20 protein-coding genes and 3 pseudogenes are annotated in these 21959 nt (G+C 71.2%); 10 read left to right on the top strand and 13 right to left on the bottom strand.

What is annotated here, in order from left to right; genetic code table 11:
• Positions 1-16 precede the first annotated feature (16 nt).
• Positions 17-1351 (top strand): diaminopimelate decarboxylase, encoded by a 1335-nt coding sequence (lysA, locus tag ACWF9Z_RS32460; protein ID WP_453608292.1) that lies wholly within the window; start codon positions 17-19, stop codon positions 1349-1351.
• 110 nt (positions 1352-1461) lie between these two features.
• Here lysA and ACWF9Z_RS32455 read toward each other — a convergent pair whose 3' ends face one another.
• Positions 1462-3399 (bottom strand): amino acid transporter, encoded by a 1938-nt coding sequence (locus tag ACWF9Z_RS32455; protein ID WP_453608289.1) that lies wholly within the window; start codon positions 3397-3399, stop codon positions 1462-1464.
• Positions 3400-3849: 450 nt separating this feature from the next.
• On the opposite strand from ACWF9Z_RS32455, the gene ACWF9Z_RS32450 reads away from it, so the two are divergent.
• The 4 genes from ACWF9Z_RS32450 to ACWF9Z_RS32435 all read left to right on the top strand — a co-directional run bounded on the left by ACWF9Z_RS32450 (position 3850) and on the right by ACWF9Z_RS32435 (position 6648).
• On the top strand, positions 3850-4503 hold the full coding sequence (locus ACWF9Z_RS32450; RefSeq protein WP_453608286.1) for a CBS domain-containing protein: 654 nt from the start codon (positions 3850-3852) through the stop codon (positions 4501-4503).
• A 119-nt stretch (positions 4504-4622) separates the two neighbouring features.
• Positions 4623-5333: a response regulator gene (locus tag ACWF9Z_RS32445; RefSeq protein ID WP_453608283.1), complete on the top strand. Its 711-nt coding sequence runs from the start codon at positions 4623-4625 to the stop codon at positions 5331-5333.
• A gap of 56 nt (positions 5334-5389) precedes the next feature.
• On the top strand, positions 5390-6043 hold the full coding sequence (locus tag ACWF9Z_RS32440) for a CBS domain-containing protein (RefSeq protein WP_453608388.1): 654 nt from the start codon (positions 5390-5392) through the stop codon (positions 6041-6043).
• 113 nt (positions 6044-6156) lie between these two features.
• Positions 6157-6648 (top strand): CBS domain-containing protein, encoded by a 492-nt coding sequence (locus ACWF9Z_RS32435; RefSeq protein ID WP_453608280.1) that lies wholly within the window; start codon positions 6157-6159, stop codon positions 6646-6648.
• Positions 6649-6835: 187 nt separating this feature from the next.
• Here the strand turns inward: ACWF9Z_RS32435 and ACWF9Z_RS32430 are convergent, their stop codons facing one another.
• From ACWF9Z_RS32430 to ACWF9Z_RS32420, 3 genes are all read right to left on the bottom strand, one after another.
• Positions 6836-7024, bottom strand: a complete 189-nt coding sequence (locus ACWF9Z_RS32430; RefSeq protein ID WP_453608277.1) for a hypothetical protein — start codon at positions 7022-7024, stop codon at positions 6836-6838.
• 248 nt (positions 7025-7272) lie between these two features.
• Complete coding sequence (locus ACWF9Z_RS32425) at positions 7273-7746, bottom strand: pyridoxamine 5'-phosphate oxidase family protein (RefSeq protein WP_453608274.1); 474 nt, start codon at positions 7744-7746, stop codon at positions 7273-7275.
• A 59-nt stretch (positions 7747-7805) separates the two neighbouring features.
• Positions 7806-8063, bottom strand: coding sequence for an SHOCT domain-containing protein (locus tag ACWF9Z_RS32420; RefSeq protein WP_453608270.1), 258 nt, complete (start codon positions 8061-8063; stop codon positions 7806-7808).
• 142 nt (positions 8064-8205) lie between these two features.
• Here ACWF9Z_RS32420 and ACWF9Z_RS32415 point away from each other — a divergent pair.
• Positions 8206-8424 (top strand): annotated as a pseudogene (locus ACWF9Z_RS32415) (cyclic nucleotide-binding domain-containing protein); the annotation flags it as partial.
• A 39-nt stretch (positions 8425-8463) separates the two neighbouring features.
• On the opposite strand, the gene ACWF9Z_RS32410 reads toward ACWF9Z_RS32415, so the two are convergent.
• From ACWF9Z_RS32410 to ACWF9Z_RS32390, 5 genes and pseudogenes are all read right to left on the bottom strand, one after another.
• Positions 8464-10194 carry a GAF domain-containing protein gene (locus ACWF9Z_RS32410; RefSeq protein ID WP_453608385.1) on the bottom strand — a complete coding sequence of 577 codons (1731 nt, stop codon included), beginning with the start codon at positions 10192-10194 and terminating at the stop codon, positions 8464-8466.
• A gap of 112 nt (positions 10195-10306) precedes the next feature.
• Positions 10307-10537, bottom strand: a pseudogene (locus tag ACWF9Z_RS32405) (DUF1918 domain-containing protein); the annotation flags it as partial.
• 2 nt (positions 10538-10539) lie between these two features.
• Positions 10540-13116: a cation-translocating P-type ATPase gene (locus ACWF9Z_RS32400; protein WP_453608267.1), complete on the bottom strand. Its 2577-nt coding sequence runs from the start codon at positions 13114-13116 to the stop codon at positions 10540-10542.
• Positions 13117-13123: 7 nt separating this feature from the next.
• Positions 13124-13981, bottom strand: coding sequence for a universal stress protein (locus ACWF9Z_RS32395; protein ID WP_453608264.1), 858 nt, complete (start codon positions 13979-13981; stop codon positions 13124-13126).
• Complete coding sequence (locus ACWF9Z_RS32390; protein ID WP_453608261.1) at positions 13978-14886, bottom strand: universal stress protein; 909 nt, start codon at positions 14884-14886, stop codon at positions 13978-13980. Before ACWF9Z_RS32390 ends, ACWF9Z_RS32395 begins: the two co-directional genes overlap by 4 nt.
• Before the next feature lie 260 nt (positions 14887-15146).
• On the opposite strand from ACWF9Z_RS32390, the gene ACWF9Z_RS32385 reads away from it, so the two are divergent.
• The 4 genes from ACWF9Z_RS32385 to ACWF9Z_RS32370 are packed head-to-tail and all read left to right on the top strand — an operon-like array spanning position 15147 to position 17935.
• A complete protein-coding gene (locus ACWF9Z_RS32385) occupies positions 15147-15812 on the top strand; it encodes a CBS domain-containing protein (protein WP_453608258.1) in 666 nt (221 codons plus the stop codon).
• 32 nt (positions 15813-15844) lie between these two features.
• Positions 15845-16714, top strand: a complete 870-nt coding sequence (locus ACWF9Z_RS32380) for a universal stress protein (RefSeq protein WP_453608255.1) — start codon at positions 15845-15847, stop codon at positions 16712-16714.
• A 57-nt stretch (positions 16715-16771) separates the two neighbouring features.
• Positions 16772-17344 carry a CBS domain-containing protein gene (locus ACWF9Z_RS32375; protein WP_453608252.1) on the top strand — a complete coding sequence of 191 codons (573 nt, stop codon included), beginning with the start codon at positions 16772-16774 and terminating at the stop codon, positions 17342-17344.
• 12 nt (positions 17345-17356) lie between these two features.
• Positions 17357-17935, top strand: a complete 579-nt coding sequence (locus ACWF9Z_RS32370; protein WP_453608249.1) for a CBS domain-containing protein — start codon at positions 17357-17359, stop codon at positions 17933-17935.
• 307 nt (positions 17936-18242) lie between these two features.
• Here ACWF9Z_RS32370 and ACWF9Z_RS32365 read toward each other — a convergent pair whose 3' ends face one another.
• The 4 genes and pseudogenes from ACWF9Z_RS32365 to ACWF9Z_RS32350 form a co-directional block, all read right to left on the bottom strand.
• The gene (locus ACWF9Z_RS32365; RefSeq protein WP_453608246.1) at positions 18243-18692 is read right to left on the bottom strand and encodes a universal stress protein; all 450 of its coding nucleotides are present in this window, start codon (positions 18690-18692) and stop codon (positions 18243-18245) included.
• A gap of 101 nt (positions 18693-18793) precedes the next feature.
• A pseudogene (locus ACWF9Z_RS32360) lies at positions 18794-21193 on the bottom strand (glycoside hydrolase family 65 protein).
• Complete coding sequence (locus tag ACWF9Z_RS32355) at positions 21190-21327, bottom strand: hypothetical protein (protein WP_453608244.1); 138 nt, start codon at positions 21325-21327, stop codon at positions 21190-21192. Before ACWF9Z_RS32355 ends, ACWF9Z_RS32360 begins: the two are co-directional and overlap by 4 nt.
• On the bottom strand, positions 21324-21959 hold a 636-nt coding region (locus tag ACWF9Z_RS32350; protein WP_453608242.1), incomplete at its 5' end, for a helix-turn-helix domain-containing protein. The genes ACWF9Z_RS32355 and ACWF9Z_RS32350, both read right to left, overlap by 4 nt.

The following is a 21959-nucleotide window of genomic DNA, read 5'->3' as shown; positions in this document are numbered from 1 at the left end:
GAAAGGAGACCGTGCGATGACCACAGCTGTCCTTCCGGCCTCGGCATCGGGTACGGACGACCTCTCGGTCTGGCCGGCGTCCACTAGCCGGCTCGCGCACGGCGGCCTGGCCGTCGGCGGGATGGAGCTCGCGGAGGTGGCGGAACGGTTCGGTACCCCCGTCTACGTACTGGACGAGGGCGAGGTGCGCGCACGCTGCCGGACGTACCGGAACGCGTTCCCGGAGGCCGAGGTCCTGTACGCGGCCAAGGCCTTCCTCTCCCGCGCCATGGTGCGCTGGGTCCACGAGGAGGGGCTGGGCCTCGACGCGTGCTCGGCCGGAGAGCTCGAACTGGCCGTCATGGCGGGCTTCCCGCCCGAGCGGATCGTGCTGCACGGCAACGCGAAGTCGCCCCGCGACCTCGACACGGCGCTGCGCCTCCGGGTCGGGCGGATCGTCATCGACAGCCCGTCGGAGATCGCCCGCATCGCCGCAGCCGTCGGGCCGGACGGGCGGCAGAAGGTCATGGTGCGGGTGGTGCCGGGCGTCTCCGCCGGCGGCCATCGCAAGATCCGCACGGGTACCGACGGGCAGAAGTTCGGGCTCTCCCTCAGCGACGGGTCCGCACTGCACGCCGTGGCGCGGGTGCTGGCCCAGCCTCAGCTGGAGCTGACCGGACTGCACTGCCACATCGGCTCCCAGATCACCGAGGTCAAGCCGTACCTCACCGCCCTGCGCCGCATGGTCGGGCTGATGGCCCGCATCCGCGACGCGCACGGCCGCGTGCTGCCCGAGCTCGACCTGGGCGGCGGCCACGGCATCTCCTACCGGCCGGGCGAAGCGGCCCTGGACATCACCGCGCTCGCCCGCAAGCTGCGCGGCGAGCTGATCGGGGCGTGTGCGGCAGCCGGGTTGCCCGTCCCGCGGCTGGCCATCGAGCCGGGCCGGGCCGTGGTGGGTCCGGCCGGGGTCGCCGTCTACCGGGTCCTGGCCGTCAAGCACACCGGGGACACCGTGTTCGTCGCCGTCGACGGCGGTATGAGCGACAACCCCCGGCCCGCCCTGTACGGGGTCCGCTACGCCCCCCGGCTGATCGGCCGCGCCCCCACGGCCGCGCCCCGCACCGCCACGGTCGTCGGCCGGCACTGCGAGGCCGGGGACGTCCTCGCCGACGGGGTGGAACTGCCCGGCGACGTCCGGCCCGGCGACCTCATCGCCGTACCGGTGTCGGGCGCCTATCACCTCTCCATGGCCTCCGGCTACAACATGGTGGGCCGGCCGCCGGTGGTCGCGGTCGGCCAAGGCACCGCCCGGCTCCTGGTCCGGCGCGAGACCCTGGACGACCTCCGCCTGCGGGACATCGGCGGGTGAGGCCGGCTCGCCGATCCTGCCGAGCGTGCGGTGGAACACCCGTCTACGGCTGGTGGACGAGCTCGATCACCGGCCGTAGACGGTGTGAGTCGGCTTCCTTGCGCCGCCCGTCAGCCGGCGTGCACGTGCGGGCGGCGGCTGCGGTCCGGTTCGGCTTCGCGGATGACCTCGCGGGTGACGGGGGCGACCTCGCCCTGGCCGAAGAGGAAGAACCGGAGGAAGTTGGCCATCGGGTTGCCCTCGGTCCACTCGAAGTAGATGTGGGGCCGCTGGCCGGTCTCGTCGCGGACGTGGAGCAGGAGGGCGGCAAGGGCGTTGGGGATGCTGGAGCTTTCCAGGGTCAGGACGCGGTAGCGGTCGTGCAGGACTTCGCCGCGTACGCGCATGCCGGACTCGAATTCGGAGGCGTCCAGGACCGTGACCTCGACGAACACGACGTCGTCCTCGGCCGGGATGTCGTTGTCCGCGCGGATCTGTGCCTTCTTCTGCCGGTACTCCTCCACGTCCCGGTTGTCGGGCTCGTTGGCGATGAACCGGATCGTGCGGTTGGCGGTGTCGCGGATGAACCGCTGCGCCATGTCGTCGAACTCGATGTGCGTGACGCGCAGCTCGAAGACCCGGGCGAGGCGCGAGAGGAGGGAGAGCGCCATGATGCCGCCGATGAAGCAGGCGCCGATCTTCACGCCGTCCGGGCGCTCCACGACGTTGACGGCGGTGGTGTAGATGAAGACGGCCGAGATGATGCCGAAGCCGATGGTCCAGCCCCGTTCCCCGGCCCGGCGGGCCGCGATGGTCACCGCGACCGCCGCCGAGGTGATCAGGACCAGGACGCCCGTGGCGTAGGCGCCGCCCTGTGCGTCGACGTCCGCGTTGAAGATCCAGGTCACGAGGAACGCGACGAGGGTGAAGACGATGACCATGGGGCGCAGGGCGCGGGCCCACTGCGGGGCCATGCCGTAGCGGGGCAGGTAGCGCGGCATCAGGTTCAGCAGGCCGGCCATCGCGGAGGCTCCCGCGAACCACAGGATGCAGATGGTCGAGATGTCGTAGACGGTGCCGAAGGCGGAGCCCAGGTACTCGTGGGCCAGGTAGGCCAGGGCACGGCCGTTGGCTTCGCCGCCCGGCTGGAACTGGGCGGCCGGGATCAGCAGGGTGGTGATGAGGCTGGAGCAGATCAGGAAGATGCTCATGATCACGGCCGCCGTGGTCAGCAGCTTCTTGGCTCCGCGGATCCGTCCGGCGGGCTTCTCCTCGGTGTCCGCGGGGTCGCCCTCGACGTGTGGCATGACCGCGACGCCGGTCTCGAAGCCGGACAGGCCCAGCGCGAGTTTCGGGAACACGACGAGCGCGATGGCGATCATCATGAAGGGGTTGCCGTGCTCAGCGGTCAGCGCGGTCGTCCAGTCGGTGATGACCTGCGGCTCCGTGAACACGTTCCACAGCCCGACGGCCACGACGACGACGTTCAGGCTGAGGTAGGTGGCCACCAGGACCACGGCGACACCGATGGCCTCGCTGAACCCCTTCAGGAACACGCCGCCGAGCAGCGCGATCAGGATCAGGGTGATCAGGACCTCGTGGCCGTGCAGGGTACTGGTGAGGTGCGGGTTCTCCACCATGTGCGCGGTCGCGTCGGCGGCGGAGAGGGTGATGGTGATGAGGAAGTCGGTCGCCGCGAACCCGAGCAGGGTCAGGACGAACAGCTTCCCCTTCCAGAACGACAGCAGCTTCTCCAGCATGGCGATGGATCCCTCGCCGCGCGGGCTCTCCTCGGCCACCCGCCGATAGACGGGCAGCGCGCCGAAGAGGGTCAGCAGCACGAGCACGATGGTCGCCAGGGGCGAGAGCAGACCGGCCGCGAGGAACGCGATGCCGGGCTGGTAGCCGAGGGTGGAGAAGTAGTCGAGACCCGTCAGGCACATGACCCGCCACCACGGCCGGCCGTGCGGCTGTGCCGCCGCCTCCTTGGCTGCGGGCGAACTGTTCTCGGCGGTCAGGCCTTCCAGCATCCACGCGCGCAGGCGCGAGGAGCGGGCAGGGGTGGCCATCGTCGGGCGCTCCTGTCGTACGGCATGGATTCGGCCATCGGAGTCGACGGCTGGGCCAGCGTACGCAGCGAGAACTCAGCCAATACGTCTATAGCCCAGCCCGACGGAATCCTGACGCCCTCTTAACGCCTTTCCTTCCGGTGGCGTAGCGAACGCACCCACCCTTGGAGGCGAAACCCGCACGTCGGGTGAGGAGACACGGAGATGCCGAAGGCCGGAACCTGGTCGAGGCCTTCCGTTGCGATGTGCCGGACGGCCCCTTTCGCGAGACTGACGGCGAGTACCGCGCGGACGGGGCGCGGCCCGCACATCGGGGCCGGTCGGCCCCCGCTCCGGGCCCACACGTCCCTGCCCTCGAGGATGCCGGGTGCGGAGACTGGAGGGGTCAAGGCCCGCCCCGCGCCTCCGGGCGTCGTGGGCAACCCCTCGACCACGGCGAAGGAGCCGGTCATGCCCGCAGCCCGCTACACCGTCAGTGACGTCATGACGCACACCGCCATCGCCATAGGTCGGGAGGCGTCGTTCAAGGAGATCGTCGAGCTGATGCACGAGTGGAAGGTCAGCGCGGTCCCCGTTCTGGAAGGCGAGGGCCGCGTCGTCGGCGTCGTCTCGGAAGCCGACCTCCTGCCGAAGGAGGAGTTCCGCAGGGACGAGCCGCTGCTGCCCGACGAACTCGAGGAGGCCTCGAAGGCCAGTGGCGTACTCGCCGAAGAACTCATGTCGAGCCCGGCCGTCACCGTCCACCCGGACGCCACCACCGCCGAGGCCGCCCGCATCATGGCCCGCAGGCACGTCAAACGCCTGCCCGTGGTCAACGACGTCGGAATGCTGGAGGGCGTCGTCAGCCGCAGTGATCTGCTGAAGATCTTCCTGCGGCCGGACGAGGAGCTGGCGGAGGAGATCCGGCAGGCTGTGCTGACCGAACTCTCGCCGGGTGTGCCGCTGGATTTCACTGTGGAAGAAGGTGTCGTCACCCTGCGGGGACAGCTGCGTGACCGCGCTCTGGTTCCCCTCCTGGCTCGCGCCATCAGCGCGGTCGAAGGGGTCGTCGATGTGCGGATGGAGCTCGACCGGGCGGCTTCCGCCCGTGCTGAGGCGAAGTGACTGCCGACCGGCCCCGAGAGAGACTCTCCCTGACGGCGGGTTCACCGATGCGTACGTCCCCTGAGCTGAGACAATCCTGGTGAAGGCTCGCACAGCACGGTTGTGATCAGGCGGCGAACATGTCCGATGTGCCGGATGCCCCCTCAAAGGCGCCGATCAAGGTGTTTCTCCTGGACGACCACGAAGTGGTGCGGCGGGGCCTGCGTGACCTCCTCGACGCCGAGGCGGACATCTCCGTCGTCGGCGAAGCAGGGTCCGCGGAGCAGGCGCTGGCTCGCGGGCCGGCCCTCCGCCCGGACGTCGCCGTCCTGGACGTACGCCTGCCCGACGGCGACGGAATCACCGTCTGCCGGGAGCTGCGCTCGCGGATGCCGGGTCTGGCCTGTCTGATACTGACGTCGTTCGACGACGAGGACGCCCTCCTCGACGCGATCATGGCGGGGGCCGCCGGCTACGTGCTCAAGCAGATCAAGGGATCGGACCTGGTCGCCGCCGTACGGACGGTCGCCACGGGCCAGTCCATGCTCGACCCTGCCACCACGGCCCGTCTGATGCGTTCCCTGCGCTCCCCCGAAGCGGCCGGGGAGCCCCAGGACGCCCGGCTGGCCACCCTCTCCGAACGCGAACGTGCAGTGCTGGCGCTGATCGGTGATGGTCTCACCAACCGCCAGATCGCCAAGCAGCTCTACCTTTCGGAGAAGACCGTGAAGAATCACATCTCGCGGCTTCTCGGCAAGCTGGGAGTCGAACGCCGCGTCCAGGCGGCCGTCATCGCCGCGCAGTTCCGTCGCGAAGGCCACGGGGGCGGGACCTCGCCCCCGAGACGCTGACCTGCCCGCCTGAGCACGGGACCCGGCCAGTCGCCCCCGGGACCCGGTCGGCCCTACTGCTCGCGGTCGCGCACGGCCAGGCTGGAAGGGCGGACCTCACTGTCTGGACTGCCACATTCAAGGACATCGTGCGGGCGCTGCGCGAGCACGAGGTGTCCGCCGTGGCGGTCACCGACACCGCGGGCCGCCCCCTCGGAGTGATCTCCGAGGGCGATCTGCTGCCGAAATCCGCCGATCAGGGCGACTGGTTCCGCTCGCTGCCGCGCCCAGAACCGTGGGAGAGCGACAAGGCGGCCGGCACCACGGCGGAGCAGCTCATGTCAGCGCCTGCCATCTGCGCGCAGCCGGACTGGACCGTTGCGGAGGCCGCCCGGCTCATGGAGAGCCAGCGGGTGAAGAGGCTCCTGGTCGTCGACGACGCCGACGTGCTGGTCGGCATCGTCACCCGTGGCGACCTGCTGCGGATCTTTCTGCGCGACGACGATTCCATCCGCCGCGAGATCACCGCGGACGTCCTGGACCGGACCTTGCGCCTGGAGCCCGCAGCCGTGTCCGTCGAGGTGGTGGACGGCCAGGTGACCCTGCGCGGCGCAGTGCGTTTTCGGAGCCTCGTCCCCGTCGTCGAGCGGCTGTGCCGGACCGTCGACGGCGTCGTGCGGGTCACGCAGCAGCTCGCGTGGGAAACGGACGACACCGACACGGGCCGCTGAGGCGGCCGGGGCAGACCTCCCGGCCCGAGCGGGGCCCGCTCGGGCCTCGCCTGACACGGACACCCACGCCTACGGTGAAGTGAAGGGGAGGGAGTCCGCGAAAGGTCTCCACGATGAAAGTGACCGCAGCCATGTCCGCCCCCGCGGTGTCCGTCGCCTCCACGGCGAGCATCGGCGAGGCGGCCCGCCTCATGGACGTGCACGGCGTTGGCGCTCTCGTTGTGATGCAGGGCGAAGCACTGTGCGGCATCGTCACGGACCGTGATATCGCCGTGCGGGCCGTGGCCACGGGGCTGGAGCGCGACGAGCCGGTCTCCAGGGTCATGACGGCCCCGGCCGTTGCCGTCGACGCCGGAGATGACATCCATGCCGCGTACCGCACGCTGCGCAGCCGCGGTGTCCGGCGGCTGCCCGTCCTCGATGGTCGGCGCGTCGTGGGCATGGTGACCGTGGACGACCTGCTGATGGACGTCTTCCGGAGAGTGGCGGACCTGCTGGGCCCCGTCGCCTGGAGCGTCCTGGAGCAGCCGCCCGGCCCTCAGGACGAACTCGGCCCTCGGACACGAGCTGACGGAAGGAACCCACCCGCTTCTCGCGGATCCTGATCGTGCGGTGCACGGCCGTCAGCCGCTTCTCCGCATCCTCACCGGGGTCCTTCCGTCACCTTCAGCACATCGCGCCGCGCCCCACCAGGGCCGATCGGTTCCCTTCCGGCCCCCGGACAGCCCTGCCCACCACGCTCGGCATACGGCCGACCCGCCTCCCAGCGGGCCGGTTCGTCGGGTCGGCCGCTCATGCGGCCGAGGTGAGCTCGCTGCTGATGTGGTGGGCCCAGGTCTGGATCCGCTCCGGGTTTCGGAAGTCGCCGCCCTTGCCGTGGTGGACCAGGGCCTTGGCGACGAGTCCGGGGGTGTCCGCGGTGAGGCTTCCTCCGAAGGTGATGTGCTCGCGGGCGCCCAACCGTTCCCTCTGCCGGGCCACGGCCGGTACCGGCAGGACCTCGTGCTGTCCGCGGAACTGTCGACCGGGCCACTGCTGAACAGGAAGACCCGGCGGTGCCTGAGGTAGTGCTCGTTGCGTTCGGCGCAGGGGCGTGGGAAGAGGCTGCGCCTCCGCTCCCTCGGCGCCGACATGGGATGCTCCTGGTTCTCCGGCGCCGTGCGACGGGCGCCCTCTTGCAGGGTCTTCACCACCACTGTGCGGCACCACGCACACTCCGGAGCAGCGCGTTACACATCGTCGGCCCGGAGCGCGAAGCCGGTGACCACGCCCGGTCGGATCCGGACGGCACCCAATTCCGGAGCGTCGGGCCAGGGCGTCAGCAGGTGTGCGTAGCGGTTCAGCTCGGCGGGATCGGTGACTGCGCTCGCGTATCCAGTGGCCACCACGCTCCAGCCCCGGCCCGTGCCCGGATCGATGGAGTCCGCCTCGTAGGCGACGACCACGTCGGAACCGTCCTGTGCCGCGAGCACGGCCGCGAGGGTCGAGCCGTCCTGCACACGGACGATGATGTCGTCGCCGTCGAGGAGATGACTGACGGGGCTTATGGCCGGAAGCGCGTGCCGCGTGAAGACGATGCGGCCCAGCCCGACGGACTCCAGCAGCCGCAACGCCTCTTCGCCGCCGAGCTCGGCCGTGCGCCTGCCTGCCATGCGGTCCGCCGGAGCGTCGGAGGGCTGGTCTGCCGGGCGGCTGCTCTTCATCGTCGGCATCCTCGCTTCGCCTGGCGGGCCACAGACCGGGGCCGCCGCCGGAGATCCGGCTACGCCCTCGTGCCGGGGGCGGTGCCGCGCAGCACCATCAGTCGGTGCTGGTACTCCTCGTCGTCGATCTCGCCCCTCGCAAAACGTTCTGCCAGCAGGTTCTCGGCCGTGTCGGACGCGGCAGCACGCGGGCGGGACACAGCCCGCCCAGCCTCGTCCTGCCGGAAGGCCCTGGCCACCAGGACGGCTACTGCCACGGCCAGGGCCAGGGCGATCATCGTGGTGAAGGACATGGCGAACCATCCCCAGGCCCCCATGCCATGACCGTTCCAGTACATCTCGCACCTGCCATGTTCGACGGGAACCGCGGCCGCGAACCGGCCGTCTGCTGTCCAGGGTCCGCGCTCCTTCCCGCCCGGGCATGGGCCGTTCGGTCCCCTGCGGGGGCCCACATGACCCATGCCCGGCCAGGCACATGCGCCGAGACTGGAAACGGAACCGACCAGGAGGCCACTCACCCGTCTCTTCCGTGAAGGTGGTCGTGCGGACAGGTTCTGGATCGTCAGGTCGGGCACGGTGACCCTCGACGTGCACGTCCCCGGGCGGCGCCCGGCCGTCATCGAGAGCCTGGGAGCCGGTGAGCTGGTCGGTTGCTCGTGGCTGTTCGAGCCGTACGTCTTGTGACGGTGAGTCCTCGGAGCCGGCTTCGGCCGAGTGTCACGCTGGTGGCTCGGAGAGCGGCACCGACCACTCGAGGCAGGTACCGCAACCGCCCGGTCCTGGCGAGGTGAGGTCCATCCGGCCGCTCAACCTCTCGGCTCGTTCCGCGAGGTTGCGCAGTCCGCTGCGGCGGCCCCCCTCGGGCAGGCCGACTCCGTCGTCGGTCACCCTGACGGTCAGGGCCCCGTCGGCCGCGACGACCGAGACCTCCGCCCTGCTGGCCCCGGCGTGGCGGGCGACATTGGTCAGGGCCTCGCTGAGCACGGCGAGCACCTCGTCGGCGACGGCCGCCGGCACGTCGGTGTCCACCAGGCCCTCCATCCGCAGTGCTGGCGCGAAGCCGAGGGCTGCGGCGGCTTCGTCCACCGCTCTGACGGTGCGGAAGCGCAGTTTGGGTGAGCCTCCGGCGGGTTCGTGTTCGCGGAGTCCGAAGATGGTGGATCTGATGATCTTGATGGTGGCGTCGAGGTCGTCCACGGCGCGGGCGAGGCGTTCGGACGCCTCGGGGTGGTCGACGAACCGCTGGGCGCTCTGCAGGGTCATGCCGGTGGCGAAGAGCCGTTGGATGGCAAGGTCGTGGAGGTCGCGGGCGATGCGGTCGCGGTCTTCGAGCAGGCTCATCTGTTCGGCGTCGCGGCGCCGGTCGGCCAGTTCGAGGGCAAGGGCCGCCTGGCCGGCGAAGCCCGGCAGGGAGGCGACTTCGGCCGTGGCGAAGGGCGGGCGGCCGTGACGCCGGGCCAGGGCCAGGATGCCGCTGAGTTTCTTGTTCGCCCCGACGGTGACGGCGACGGCGGGCCCGAATTCCGCCCACCGCTCGGGCTGGACGGTTACGTTGGCGTCGCTCGCCACATCCGCGACCGTGATCAGCCCGCCTTCGGCCAGTGCCGCCTCGGCCAGCGTCCCGGCAGCGCTCGGCAGCACGACGCCCCGGTGTGCTGCGGCACCGTATCCGAGGGCCAGGGACCCGCGGAGTTCTCCCGATGCGCCGAACAGATACAGGACGCCGAGGTCGGCGCTGGTGATGTCCTTGGCCCGCTCCAGCATTCCGGCGAGGACCTCGTCCTGGGGGATCCCGGAGAGGAGGGCACTGGTGATGTCCGAGCTCGCTTCCAGCCAGCGCCCGCGCAGGCGCACCTCCTCGAAGAGGCGGGCGTTCTCGATGGCAATGCCGGCTGCGACGGCGAGCGTGGACAGGACGGCCTCGTCCTCCTCGTCGAAGGCGACTCCGCCGCGCTTCTCGGTGAGGTAGAGGTTGCCGAAGACCTCCTCGCGCACGCGGATGGGCACGCCGAGGAAGGTGTGCATCGGGGGGTGGTGGGGCGGAAAGCCGTACGAGGCGGGGTGCTCGGCCAGCTCGGACAGCCGCAGGGGTTCGGGGTGCCGGATCAGTTCGCCGAGGATGCCGTGGCCGGACGGCAGGTCGCCGATCTGGGCACGGAGATCGTCCGTGATCCCGACGGGCAGGAACTGAGCCAGCTTGCGGTCGTCACCGATGACGCCCAGCGCGCCGTATTCGGCGTCGACGAGGACGACGGCGGCCTCGACGATGCCGTTCAGGACCTGTGGCAGGTCGAGCTCCCGGCCGACCGACATGACGGCCTCAAGGAGCCCGTTCAGCCGGTCCCTGGTGCCCCGGACCTCGTCCATGCGCACCTGGAGCTCGTCGAGGAGCTCGTCCAGCCGCAGCCTCGGCACGCCGCCCGGGGTAGGCCGGCCGTGCGCGCTCATGTCCCACCTCCGGCCCATGGTGACGGTGGGGGCCACGGTGCCCACCACCTCCACGGTAGTCCCGGCGGGCACGGCTTTCCGTTCAGACAGTGTGCTGCTGCTCCGTTCGGCGGGGGCGTCCACGCTCGGTGTGCAGGTGTCGGACGTGTGCGTCGGGGCCAGGGAAGAACACGGTGGTGCGGCCGGTGTCGGACCAGCGGACTTCGTAGGGCGGGGTGCCGTCGTCATGGTGCAGGGCGACGACTTCTCCGTCACGGCCGGGGGCTCCGACGGTGGGACCGTCGACGACGATCTGATCGCCCACTTCGGCGTGGACGCCGTGTCCGGGTGCGTGGGTCTTCATGATCATGCCTTTCTGTGGAAGGCGCCCCGTACGAGGCGCGCGGCGGCGAACGCCGCGAGGCCGGCGGCGAGGGCGAGCGCCGTGCCGGACCGGCCGACGGGCTCGGTGTCCAGCAGCGACCGCAGCGCGGGAACGTGGAGGGCGGCAACCGCGAGAAGTGCGGAGGCCGCCACGGAGGCGGGGAGGCAGAGGTTCCGGGCAGTGAGGAGCCGGGCCCGCAGCCCCAGGGCCACACCCAGCTGGGCCGCGAGCAGGGCCAGGAAGAGCGTGCTCTGCCAGGGCACGTCCATCGCACGCGCGGCGAGCCCGGCGCCCAGGCTGAACGCCGTTACGGCCACGGCGAGGACGAGGAGGCGCTGCCACACACCCGCGGCGAGGATGTGCTGTCCGGGAGGTCGGGGCGGGCGGTGCATGGCATGCGGGCTGACGGGTTCGGCGCCCATCGCCACGCCCGTCAGTCCGTGGGTCAGGAGGTTGATCCACAGGATCTGGCCGGCGCGCAGGGGCAGGGACAGGCCGAGCAGGGGGCCGGCCAGCATGACCAGGATCTCGGCGGTTCCTCCGGCCATGGCATAGACGAGGAAGCGCCGGATGTTGTCGTAGACGCGGCGGCCTTCCTCGACGGCGGTGACCACGGTGGAGAGTTCGTCGTCCGTGAGCACGAGGTCCGCCGCCTGGCGGGCCACTTCCGTACCGCGGGCACCCATGGCCACGCCGATGTCGGCCTGACGGAGCGCCGGACCGTCGTTCACGCCGTCCCCCGTCATCGCCGTCACGGCACCACGGGCGCGCCAGGCGTGCACGATGTCCAGCTTCTGCCGGGGGTCGGTTCGCGCGAACACCCGTACTGCGGTCAGGTCGGTTTCCGGTGCCGCGGTCAGCTCGGGGCCGGTGAGGACCTCACCCACCGTTCCGTCCTGGACGAGGCCGGTGCGTACGGCGATGGCGTGGGCGGTCGCGGGATGGTCGCCGGTGATCAGCACGGGTGTGATGCCCGCCTGACGGCACGCCTCGAGGGTCGTGGCGGCCGTCGCTTTCGGCGGGTCGCTGATGGCTACGAGGCCCAGGAGGGCGAGCCCGTGCTCGGCCTCGGGAACGGGCCGGTCCCAGACGAGCCGTTCGGCGCCCGCCACGGCCAGCACGCGGTACCCGTCGGCGGCCAGGCGAGCGGCGTGGCTGCGGGCCCGGTCCACGAGTTCCCGTGGTTCGGCGAGGACGGTGGGCGTGAGCACTGATTCCGGCGCTCCCTTGAGGCACACCAGGACGTTTCCGTCGGGAAGGTGGTGCAGGGTGGTCATCCGCTTGCGCAGGCTGTCGAAGGGTGCCTCGGCGATTCTGGGGCAGGCTGCGCGCAGCGCAGCCCGGTCCGGGCAGTCTGCCTTTGCGGCAGCCGCCAGAAGGGCGGCCTCCATGGGGTCGCCCACGGCTGTCCAGGCGTCGGAGCCCTCACGGGGTGGCCGCAGGCTCGCGTCGTTGCACAGGGCCGCGGTCGTGAGCAGCTCCCGCAGCGAACGGAGTTCTTCGGGCGTCAGGGGGCGGCCCGCGCGGGTGAGGCGTCCTTCCGGGGCGTAGCCGGTGCCGGAGACATCGGCCGTGCCGGAGGCCGTCCACAGCCGCTGGACAACCATGCGGCCCTCGGTGAGGGTGCCGGTCTTGTCCGTGGCGAGGACGCTCACCGATCCCAGTGTCTCGACCGCCGGCAGGCGCCGGACGAGCGCGTTCCGTGACGCCATCCGGCGGGCTCCCAGCGCCAGGGCGAGCGTGACCACGGCGGGAAGGGACTCCGGTACGGCGGCGACGGCCAGGCTGATGGCGGTGACGGCCATGGTGCCCAGGGACAGGCCGCGCGCCAGGCCGAGGGCGAAGAAGAGCACGCACAGGGCGAGGGTGACGATCGCCAGGATGCGGCCCAGAGAGGCGAGCCGGCGCTGCAGGGGGGTGGGGTCGCGTCCCTCGTCGAGCAGTGCGGCGATCCTGCCGAGGGCGCTCGAAGAACCTGTGGCGGTGGCCGTGGCCACCCCTCTGCCGCGTACGACGACGGTACCGGCGCTGAGCGACCCGTCGACCGACGTGTCGACGGGCTCGGATTCGCCCGTGAGCATGGACTCGTCCACCAGCAGCGCGGATGCCTCGGTGACATCGGCGTCCGCCGCGACGATGTCCCCTTCCCCCAGCAGCAGCCGGTCGCCCGGCACCACGAGGGCTGCGGGCACCTCGTGCGGAGCACCGTCGCGCAGTACCCGGGCGTGGGGGGCGGACAGGGCGGTGAGCGCCGCGACGGCGCGGTCCGCTCGCACTTCCTGCGCCACTCCGACGGTGGTGTTGAAGACGACGACCAGACCGATGACGACGGCGTCCGGGTGGTCGCCGATCGCGATGGTCAGCAGCGCGGCTCCCAGCAGCACCATGATCAGGGGGTCCCTCAGCTGCGCCAGCACCCGTTCGTGGAGCGGGGTGGGTCGCGGGGGCGCCACTTCGTTGCGGCCGTACCGGGCCAGCCGGCGTTCCGCCTCGGCCTGTGTCAGCCCCGGGCCCGTCGGAACCGCGGCGGTCCGTGTGTCGGTCGTGCGGCTGGTCATGGCGGTTTCATTCCGCCGGAACGGTGATCACGGGGCAGTGCGCCCGGTGCAGCAGGCCGTGGACGACGGACCCGAGCCTCATGCCGGTGTACCCGCCGCGGCCCCGTCGGCCGACCACGACCGACAGGGCGTGCTCGGCCGCACGCGCGAGTTCCTCGACGGGGTGCCCGGCCAGGATCTCGTGCGTGACGTGGACGTCCGGGTACTTCTGTGACAGACCGGCAGTGGCCTCGGCGAGCAGGACGCGTTGAGCGCCCAGAGCCACTTCCCCGTCGTCCAGCATGAAGGCCGGCGGCTGCCACACGCAGACGGCGCGGAGCGCGGCCCCGCGCAGATCAGCCTCGTCGAACGCGAAGGCGAGCGCGCTCGTGGCGGTGGCACTGCCGTCAATGCCTGCGACGACGTAGGGCGGCTGCTGACTGATGTGTTCCGAGTCGCCCACGACGACGACCGGACAGCGAGCCTGGGCACTCATGGGCACCACGATGGATCCGGCGCTGAAGAACTCGGCGGTGCGGCTCAGGTGCCGTGAACCCAGCACGGTCATGCGCGCTTCCTCCGCCGCGCCGCCCAAGGCGGCGACGGGAGGTCCTCCCCGCATCTCCACGCGCACGTTCACCTCGGGATGCCGGCCGCGCACCCAGTCGCGAGCCTGTCCGAGTCTGTCGGCGCCCGCCTGTCGCAGGGCAGTCTGGCCGGGGGTGTCGTCGACGTGATGCGTGTCGTGCTGGGGCGGTACCGCGAGGACCAGCCGCAACGGCAGCCGGCGGCGCTGTGCCTCGTCGGCGGCCCACGCCACGGGCAGGTGCCAGTCCCTGGCCGGGTCGATCCCGACGACGATGTCGCGACCCTGGTGGGCGTTCATGACCTGCTCCCGAAGTCGCTGCCCGTCCGCGGAATGAGGAGGACGGGACAGTGCGCGTGGTGCAGGACACTGTGCGTGGCCCGGCCCAGGCTGCGGCCGATGCCCAGGGAGCCCGGCACCCGGCGGCCCCCCATGACGAGCAGGTCGGCCTGGCGGGAGGCCTCGACGAGGACGCCGGCCACGGTGATGCTCTTCTCCGCGTCGGCCCGTACGTCGAGATCAGGGAACTCGTCACGGACCGCGTCCGAGACAGCACGCAGGACCCCCGCGTGAGCGCCGGCGATCGCGTCGACGTCGTCGAGCATGCCGACCACTTGCCCGACGGACTCCATCATGTTCCAGACGTGCAGGATCCGCAGCGATCCCTTGCGCAGTTCGGCCTCGCGAGCGGCGTACCGGGCGTACAGAAGGTCGTTCTCGTCACGGACGGCCGCGAGGACGGTGCCGGTCTCCTCGGCCCCGTCGACACCGCGGACGACGATGACCGGGGTCATCGCCGCTGCTGCGACATCCAGGCCGACCGAGCCGAGCATGAGGGATTCGAACCCTCCGTAGCCGCGATGGCCCACCACGACCGTGTTGTGCAGGGCACCGACCCGGTGCAGGCTGCCGACGGCGTCCGTCCGGCTGAACTCCGTGGTCACGCTCAGACCGGGATACTCGGCCTGCACGGCGTCCGCGGTGTCGTCCAGGAGCTCCCGGCCGTTGGCGCGGACCCGTTCGATGGTTTCCACCGACACGTACAAGGCCCTGCCATCGGTGTCGGCCGCGTAGATGATGTGCAGGGGGCGGTTTCGGCGCACGGCTTCCCCGGCTGCCCACAGGGCGGCGGTGCGTGCCGCCTCCGATCCGTCCACGCCGACGACCACCGAGCTGGTGTCCGGAGTGCGGAATGTGCTTTCCACGATTCCTCCCAACCGAGAAACCCGTGAGGGACACCACCCACGCTGGCATCGGAGGCAGCCCGGTGCAGAGGGCCGCTCGGGACCGTGGCCGGGGCCAAAGGTCCCCATCAGCCCGTGCCGGGCCCTCCGTCCGGACCCCCAGGGTCCTCCTGGCCCCCGGACGGGACCGTTCGGCCCTCGCACGGGGGCACGCACCGGCGGATGGTGGGGCACAGCGACCCGACACGTGCTCGCGTGACGCGGCGGAGCAGGAGGACACGATGAAGCACATCAAGGTGGGCGACCTGATGAACGGCGAAGTCGTCTCCGTGACGCCGGGCACCTCTTTCAAGGAGGTCGCGAAGCTCCTCGCCCAGTACGACATCTCCGGGCTTCCGGTGCTTGACGACGACGACCGAGTGGTGGGTGTGGTCTCGCAGACCGACCTGCTGGCCCGCGCGGCACCGGACCTCCATCAGGACCAGGAGAGCGACCGGGTAGAGCCGCCCACGGCCGGGGGCATCATGTCCGCGCCTGCAGTGACCGTCCGCGCCGAGGAGACGGCCGCCGACGCCGCCCGGCTGATGACCCGGCGGGGCATCGAGCGCCTGCCGGTCGTGGACGAGGAGGAGCGCCTCGTCGGCATCGTCACCCGCAGAGACCTGCTGCGCCTGTTCGTACGCCCGGACTCCGAAATCCGCCGACGCGTCACCGACGAGGTACTCGGTGAGCTGCTCGGAGTGCAGGCAGGTGACGTCGCGGTCCACGTGGTGGACGGCATCGTCACCGTGGACGGCCGGGTCGGACGGCGAAGCCAGCTCACCGCACTCGTCGGTCTCGTCGAGCGGCTCGACGGGGTCGTCGCGGTGACCTCCCACGTCACGGCCCGCATCGACGACACGCCGCCTTTCCCGGCCGGCCGCACCCGCCACACCATGCCCTGGTGACGTAGCCCGCCCGCACGAAGGGATGACCGTCCATGGAAGACCACGTGACCGTCGGAGTCGACGGATCCCCGGAGAGCCGGGCGGCCGCGCGCTGGGCTGCTCAGGAGGCCGTCCTGAGGCAGGTACCCCTGCGCCTCGTGCACGCCGTCGACTGGCCCCTGGACCCGGTTCTCCCGGGCCTGGGGCGCCAAGACGTGGATCGCTGGGCCGACCGGGCCCTGACGCAGACCGCGGAGGAACTGCACCGCCGCCACCCCCACCTGGAGATCACCACTCGCTGTCTGGCGGCGCGTCCGCCGGCCGCTCTCGCGGCCGAAGCGGCCGGGGCCGGACTGCTGGTCCTGGGCTCACGGGGCCTGGGCGGCCTGGCCGGGTTCCTCGTGGGCTCCGTGGCGATCTCCACCGTGGCCGCGACCGGGACACCGGTCGTCCTGGTCCGGATCGCCGACAGCCACGAAGGACCGCCGGTCGTCTCCGGAGCCGAGGTGGTCGTCGGCATCGACATCCGCGAATCCTGTGACCCCGTGCTCGCCTTCGCCTTCGAAGAGGCGGACCGGCGCGGCTGTGGACTCGGGACCGTACACGGCTGGAAGCTGCCGCCCGCCTACACCTACGTCCCCTTCTTCGACCCGGACAACGAACGCGACATCGGCAGAAGCGTTAGGCACAGGGTGGAAGACATCCTGCTGCCCTGGCGAGGCAAGTTCCCCGGGGTGGAGGTCGGTCACGACGTGTTCATGGGGTCAGCGGGCGACCGTCTGGTCCGGGCCTCACAGGGCGCCGCGATGGTCGTCCTGGGCCGCCGACTGCGCCGCTCGCCGCTCGGCGCCCGTCTCGGACCGGTGGCCCACGCGGCCCTGCACCACGCGGCTGCTCCGGTGGCCGTCGTCGCCCACGAGTGAGTACACGAGGGAAAGGCGAGAGCGATGAACCGGCACCCGCGCACCGTAGGCGACGTCATGACGCGTTCCGCGATCTCCGTCGACCGGACCACCGCGTTCAAGGACATCGTCGAGACGCTGCGCACGTGGAACGTCAGCGCCCTCCCGGTCGTCGCCGAGGACGGCAAGGTGGTGGAAGTCGTCTCGGAGGCCGACCTGCTGCTCGACGCACCGCGCGCCGACACGGCCGACGCCACCACGGCGGGCCGGCTGATGACCAGGCCGGCCGTGACCGTGGCGAGAGACGCCACCCTCCGCGCCGCGGCCCGTCTGATGGCCCGCAGCCATGTGAAGCGTCTGCCCGTCGTCGACGGCGACAGGCGGCTGACCGGGGTCGTGAGCCGCGGCGACCTGCTGAAGGTCTACCAGCGCCCCGATGCCGACATGGGGTCCGAGATCCGCGAGATGATCGCGTACGAACTCCTGCCGAGCCTCTCGGCCGAGGTACACGTCCATGTGGACAACGGGATCGCCTACCTGTACGGATCACTGCCGGACCCCGCCATGGAGGACGCTGTCAGGCGGGCCGCGGGAACCGTGCCGGGCGTGGTGGCCGTCAGGTCGGACTTCACCGTTCCGGTGTCCGCGTGAGGGACGGCCGTCATGAGGCACCGCAGCGTCTCGGCCCTGATGACACCGTCCCCGGTCACGGTGCGGCGTACGACCGCCTTCAAGGAGATCGCGCGCCTGCTGGAGGAGTTCGACATCACCGCCGTCCCGGTCGTCGACGCATCGGGGCATCCGGTGGGTGTGGTCTCCGAGGCGGACCTGCTCCGTCGCGGTACGGCGACGGCCGAGGGACTGATGACCAGCCCGCCGATCACCGCCCGGCCCGAGTGGAGCGTGGTCCGGGCGGCCCGGGTCATGAGGCGGCACCAGGTGAAACGGCTACCGGTGGTCGACGCGGAGGGCCGTGTGATCGGCGTGCTCAGCCGAAGTGACCTCATCCGGCTGTTCCTCCGCAGCGATCATGCCATCCGGGAGGAGATCATCGAGGACGTCCTCACCCGGACCCTCGGCATCACCCCGTCGGCCATCACCGTCGTGGTCGACGACGGTGTGGTGACGCTCAGCGGCGCGCTGCCACAGCCCGAGCGGATGCCGGCAGTCCTCCGGCTCTGCCAGAGCGTCGACGGCGTCGTCGACGTCGACAGCAGGCTCACCTGCGGAGCGGGGCACTGATCACGAGCAGGCCGTCCGGACCGGGGAGGGGCACCACCTACGCCGCGACGGCATCCCGGCCGCCGCGTTCGGGCCGCGCAGCAGTGGAGGTCCGGCCCCCGTGGGCTCAGAGACCGCAACGGTGCTGCGGGTGACCACGCCAGCGCGACGAAGTCGACGGCGAAGCCGACCGCTCCGATCGCGATCGTCGGCGCGGTGGTGCGAGCGGGCCATCCGGAACCACGACCCGTGCATCTCCTGCTCCGCGCGTTTTCTGGAACTGGACGTCCAGCGCACGCAGGGGGTGGAGGAGTGAGGAGTGCTCCCGCTACTCGACAGTGACTTCCGGTCGCACGATCGTCACCGGACACGGGGCGTGCAGTGCCACCTGCTGGCTCACCGACCCCAGGAGTGCCCGGCGGAAGCCACCGCGGCCGCGGCTGCCCACCACCAGCATGTCAGCCTCTGCCGCCGCGTCCACCAGGACGTCGGCCGGGTGCCCGTGCACCAGACGCTCGTGCACCTGGGAGGCGCCGTCCTCGCCCAACACGGTACGGACCTCCTCGACCAGCAGCCGTTGCGCTTCTTCCTCGTCGAATTCGGTGTCCACGGCAGGGGCCGACCACGATGCTTCGCCGGGTACCTCCCAGGCCGTCACCGCCTCCACCCTGCCTCCGACAAGACCGGCGTAGCGCATCGCCCAGCGCAGCGCGGTCTGGGACGAGGGCGACCCGTCGAGGCCCACCACGATCAGCGGGACCTCAGGTCGTGTGTCCATGGCCTTTACCCCTTCCGACGCTCTCCCTCCCAGCGTGTGCGAAGCGCGGTCGCGCCGCCACGCGAACAGGCCGCGGGGGTCCGTCGAGGTGAGATCGCCACCTATTCGGCGGACAAGCGGAACCACCGCTCCTGACCTGCTCCAACGTGTTTCCGGCGGCCACCGGGGAGGATGAGCGGCACCGGTCCGTGGAGCGACGCCGGCACCTCTACTCCGAGCCTGCCGGGCCGGAAGCGGATGCGGATGTCCCGGTGCCCGAGGTAGCAGACCGAGAACGCGGAGGCGGGAATCTTGGAGAACGGCACGGGGTCGATGTGCAGACCGTCCGCGCCGGGCCCGAGCCCCACGACTGCGCGCTCGACGAGGTCGAGGGTGCCCGCCATGGCGCCGAGGTGGATCCCCTCGCCGGTGGTGCCGCCCTGGACGTCGGCGATGTCGCTGAGGAGGGCCTCCCGGCAGTACCCCCAGGCGTCCGCGCCCTGCTGCCGGGCGAGGATCCAGCCGTGGACGAGGCTGCTCAGGGTCGAACCGTGGCAAGTGCGTCGCAGGTAGTACGCCACCGTACGCGCCCACAGCTCGTCGTCCAGTGGATACCCGAGCCGCCTGAACAGGCGGGCGAGTTCCGCCGGACGGAAGAGGAAGCCGAGCATGAGCGTGTCGGCCTGTTTGGACGCCTGGTAGCGGTTCGGGCTGTCACCTTCCGCCTCCAGGATGCGGTCCAGGCGCCGGATGTCGTGGTAGCGCGCCCGGTAGGTGTCCCAGTCGAGTTCGGCGAGGTCTCCGTATCCGTGGAACTGGCTGATCACGTCGCGGTGGTGGGGCACGTACATGCGACGCGAGATCTCCTCCCAGCCCTGGAGGCCCTCCGCGTCAAGGCCGAGCTGGGCGAGGAGCTCGGCGCGCCGGGCGGCCGGGACCTCCCGGTACAGGTCGAGGGCGCGGGTGATCACCCAAGCTGCGGTGACGTTGGTGTACGTGTTGTCGTCGATGCCGGGCGCCGCGGCGTCGGGGTAGGCGTCGTGGTATTCGTCCGGACCGACGACACCACGGATCCGGTAGCGGCCGAGGCCGGCGTCCCAGATGGCGGCGCCGGCCCAGAAGTGTGCGATGTGCAGCAGGAGTTCGGCGCCGGGGCCGTGCATGAACCCGGTGTCGCCGGTGGCCAGTCCGTATTGCCACACGTTCTATGCGACGACCGATCCGACGTGTCGCTGGAGGTGGGAGTGATCGGGCAGCCAGCGGCCGGACCGGGGGTTGAGATGCAGCCGCTGGGTCTCCTCAGTGCCGGAACTGCCGCTCTGCCAAGGGAACATCGCCCCAGAGGAACCGGCTCGCCGTGCCTCCTCCTGAGCGGCGGGGAGCCGCCGGTGGCGGTACATCAGCAGGGCTCGGGCGGTCTCCGGGAAGTGCAGGGCGAGGTAGGGCAGGACGAACAGCTCGTCCCAGAAGACGTGGCCGCGGTACGCCTCCCCGTGCAGGCCGCGGGCGGGCACCCCGGCATCGAGTTCGGCGGTGTGCGGCGAAAGGGTCTGCAGGACGTGGAATGCGTGCAGGCGCAGGATCCTGCCGGTCTCCCCCGGCGTCCGCTGCCCTCCTTGGCTCCACAGCCTCGACCAGGCCGCCCGGTGGGAGGCAAGCAGGGCCTGGAAGGCGGCGGCGTGCTCGGCGTACTCGATGCTGCGCCGCACCGGCTCCGCCAGGGGGCGGTCGAGCGAGGTGAACAGGGCAGCGGTCTTCACCACCACGACGTCCTGGCCGCGCCGCAGGGGCAGGACGGACGACTGCGTCGCGGCGGTGGCCGTACACGTCCCGGCCACGGCCGCGAGGGGACGGACGGACAGGCGGACGGCGAGGCCGATCCGCACGGCGGAGGCGGCCGTGCGGCAGGACAGCCAGGCGGTACCCGCCGCCTCCACGCCGACCCGGTGCCCGACCAGATGCCGCCCGGCCAGGGGGCGGTAGCGTGCCACGCCTTCGTTGACGACGTTTCCGTCAAGGACGGAGGCGACCTCGATACGGCCGCTCCATCCGTAAGCCCGGATGACGGTGCGCTGCGCGGCCAGGCAAGGATCCCCCATGTGGACGAGGCGTGTGTGGGTGACGCCCAGGCGGCGGCCCTCGGTATCGAGGAAGAGCATGCGCCGGGTGAGCGTTCCGGTGCGGAGGTCGAGCGAAACGTGGTAGTGGCGCAGGGTCGGGTGGTCCGGGGTGAGCCAGTCGCCGGGCGGCGCGTCATCGGGAAGGCAGCGGTAGCGCAGAGCGGTCCAGTCGGGCAGCCGGACCATGTCCTCGTTGGAGACCGTGCGGCCGGCGACGGTGGAGGTGAGGCGGTCGTAGCAGCCGGCCAGGTAGGTGGCCGGGTAGTGGATGTCGTCGGCGGTCGTCTCGGGGGCCGATCCCCTGGTGGCGAACCGCCCGTTCCCCAGCGCACAGAGCGACTCCACCAGCCGTTCCGACTTGGGGTCGTAGCGCTGGTACTCCCAGCGCCATGATCCGTTCATCGCGGGTGTCCTTCGAGAGTGGCCGGCAGGCCGTCGAGTCCCGGCAGTCCGAGGTCGGCGCCGTGCGCCGTACCGGCTGCCGAGGCCAGGAGTGCCCCGTCGGTGTCGAAGACGACCGCACGCACGCCACTCACCAGTCGTGCGTCACACGACGGCCGGTCAGCCGGACGGGGGTGAGGTTCATCCATTGATCACGCTCCCCGCCGGCCCAGGGGCTGGAGCGGGCCGTGGCGTTCAGATGCCGGAGCAGGCCGGGATCGGTGACCCCTTCGAGTGCGCCGACCGCGAGTACGCTCCAGCCGCTGGCCGTCACCTCGTCGATGTTGTCGATCTCGAAGGCGGCTTCCCTCCCCGCCGACCTCGCCACGACGGAAACAGCCGAGGTGCGGAAGGCCACCCCGGTTCCCGCGACCAGATAGTTGACGGGCAGAACCGCGGGCCCCTCAGGTGTGAAGACCGCGATGCGACCTACCCCGTGGGTGCCCAGCAGCTCCCGGCATTCGTGCTCGTCCAACGGCACCAGTGCGGTGTCGCGGCGGGCGGTGGATCGGCCGGGGACCCGTTCGGCGCTCGCGCCGGTCAGGTCGTCGACCGTGACGCCGAGTTCGTCGGCGACCCGGACGAGGGTGCCGATGGAGGGCGAGGCGGCATGCTCCTCCAGGTAGGCGATGTAGGGTCTGTTGCGAAAGTGGATCTTGATCGGTGATGATCTTGGTGTGGCGCGTGGAGATCTGACGGATGCACAGTGGGCAAGGCTGGAGCCGTT

The sequence above is a fragment of the Streptomyces sp. NPDC054961 genome (assembly GCF_053609145.1).
The sequence above is the reverse complement of the archived record's forward strand: the minus strand, read 5'-3'. Positions and strand labels throughout refer to the sequence as shown.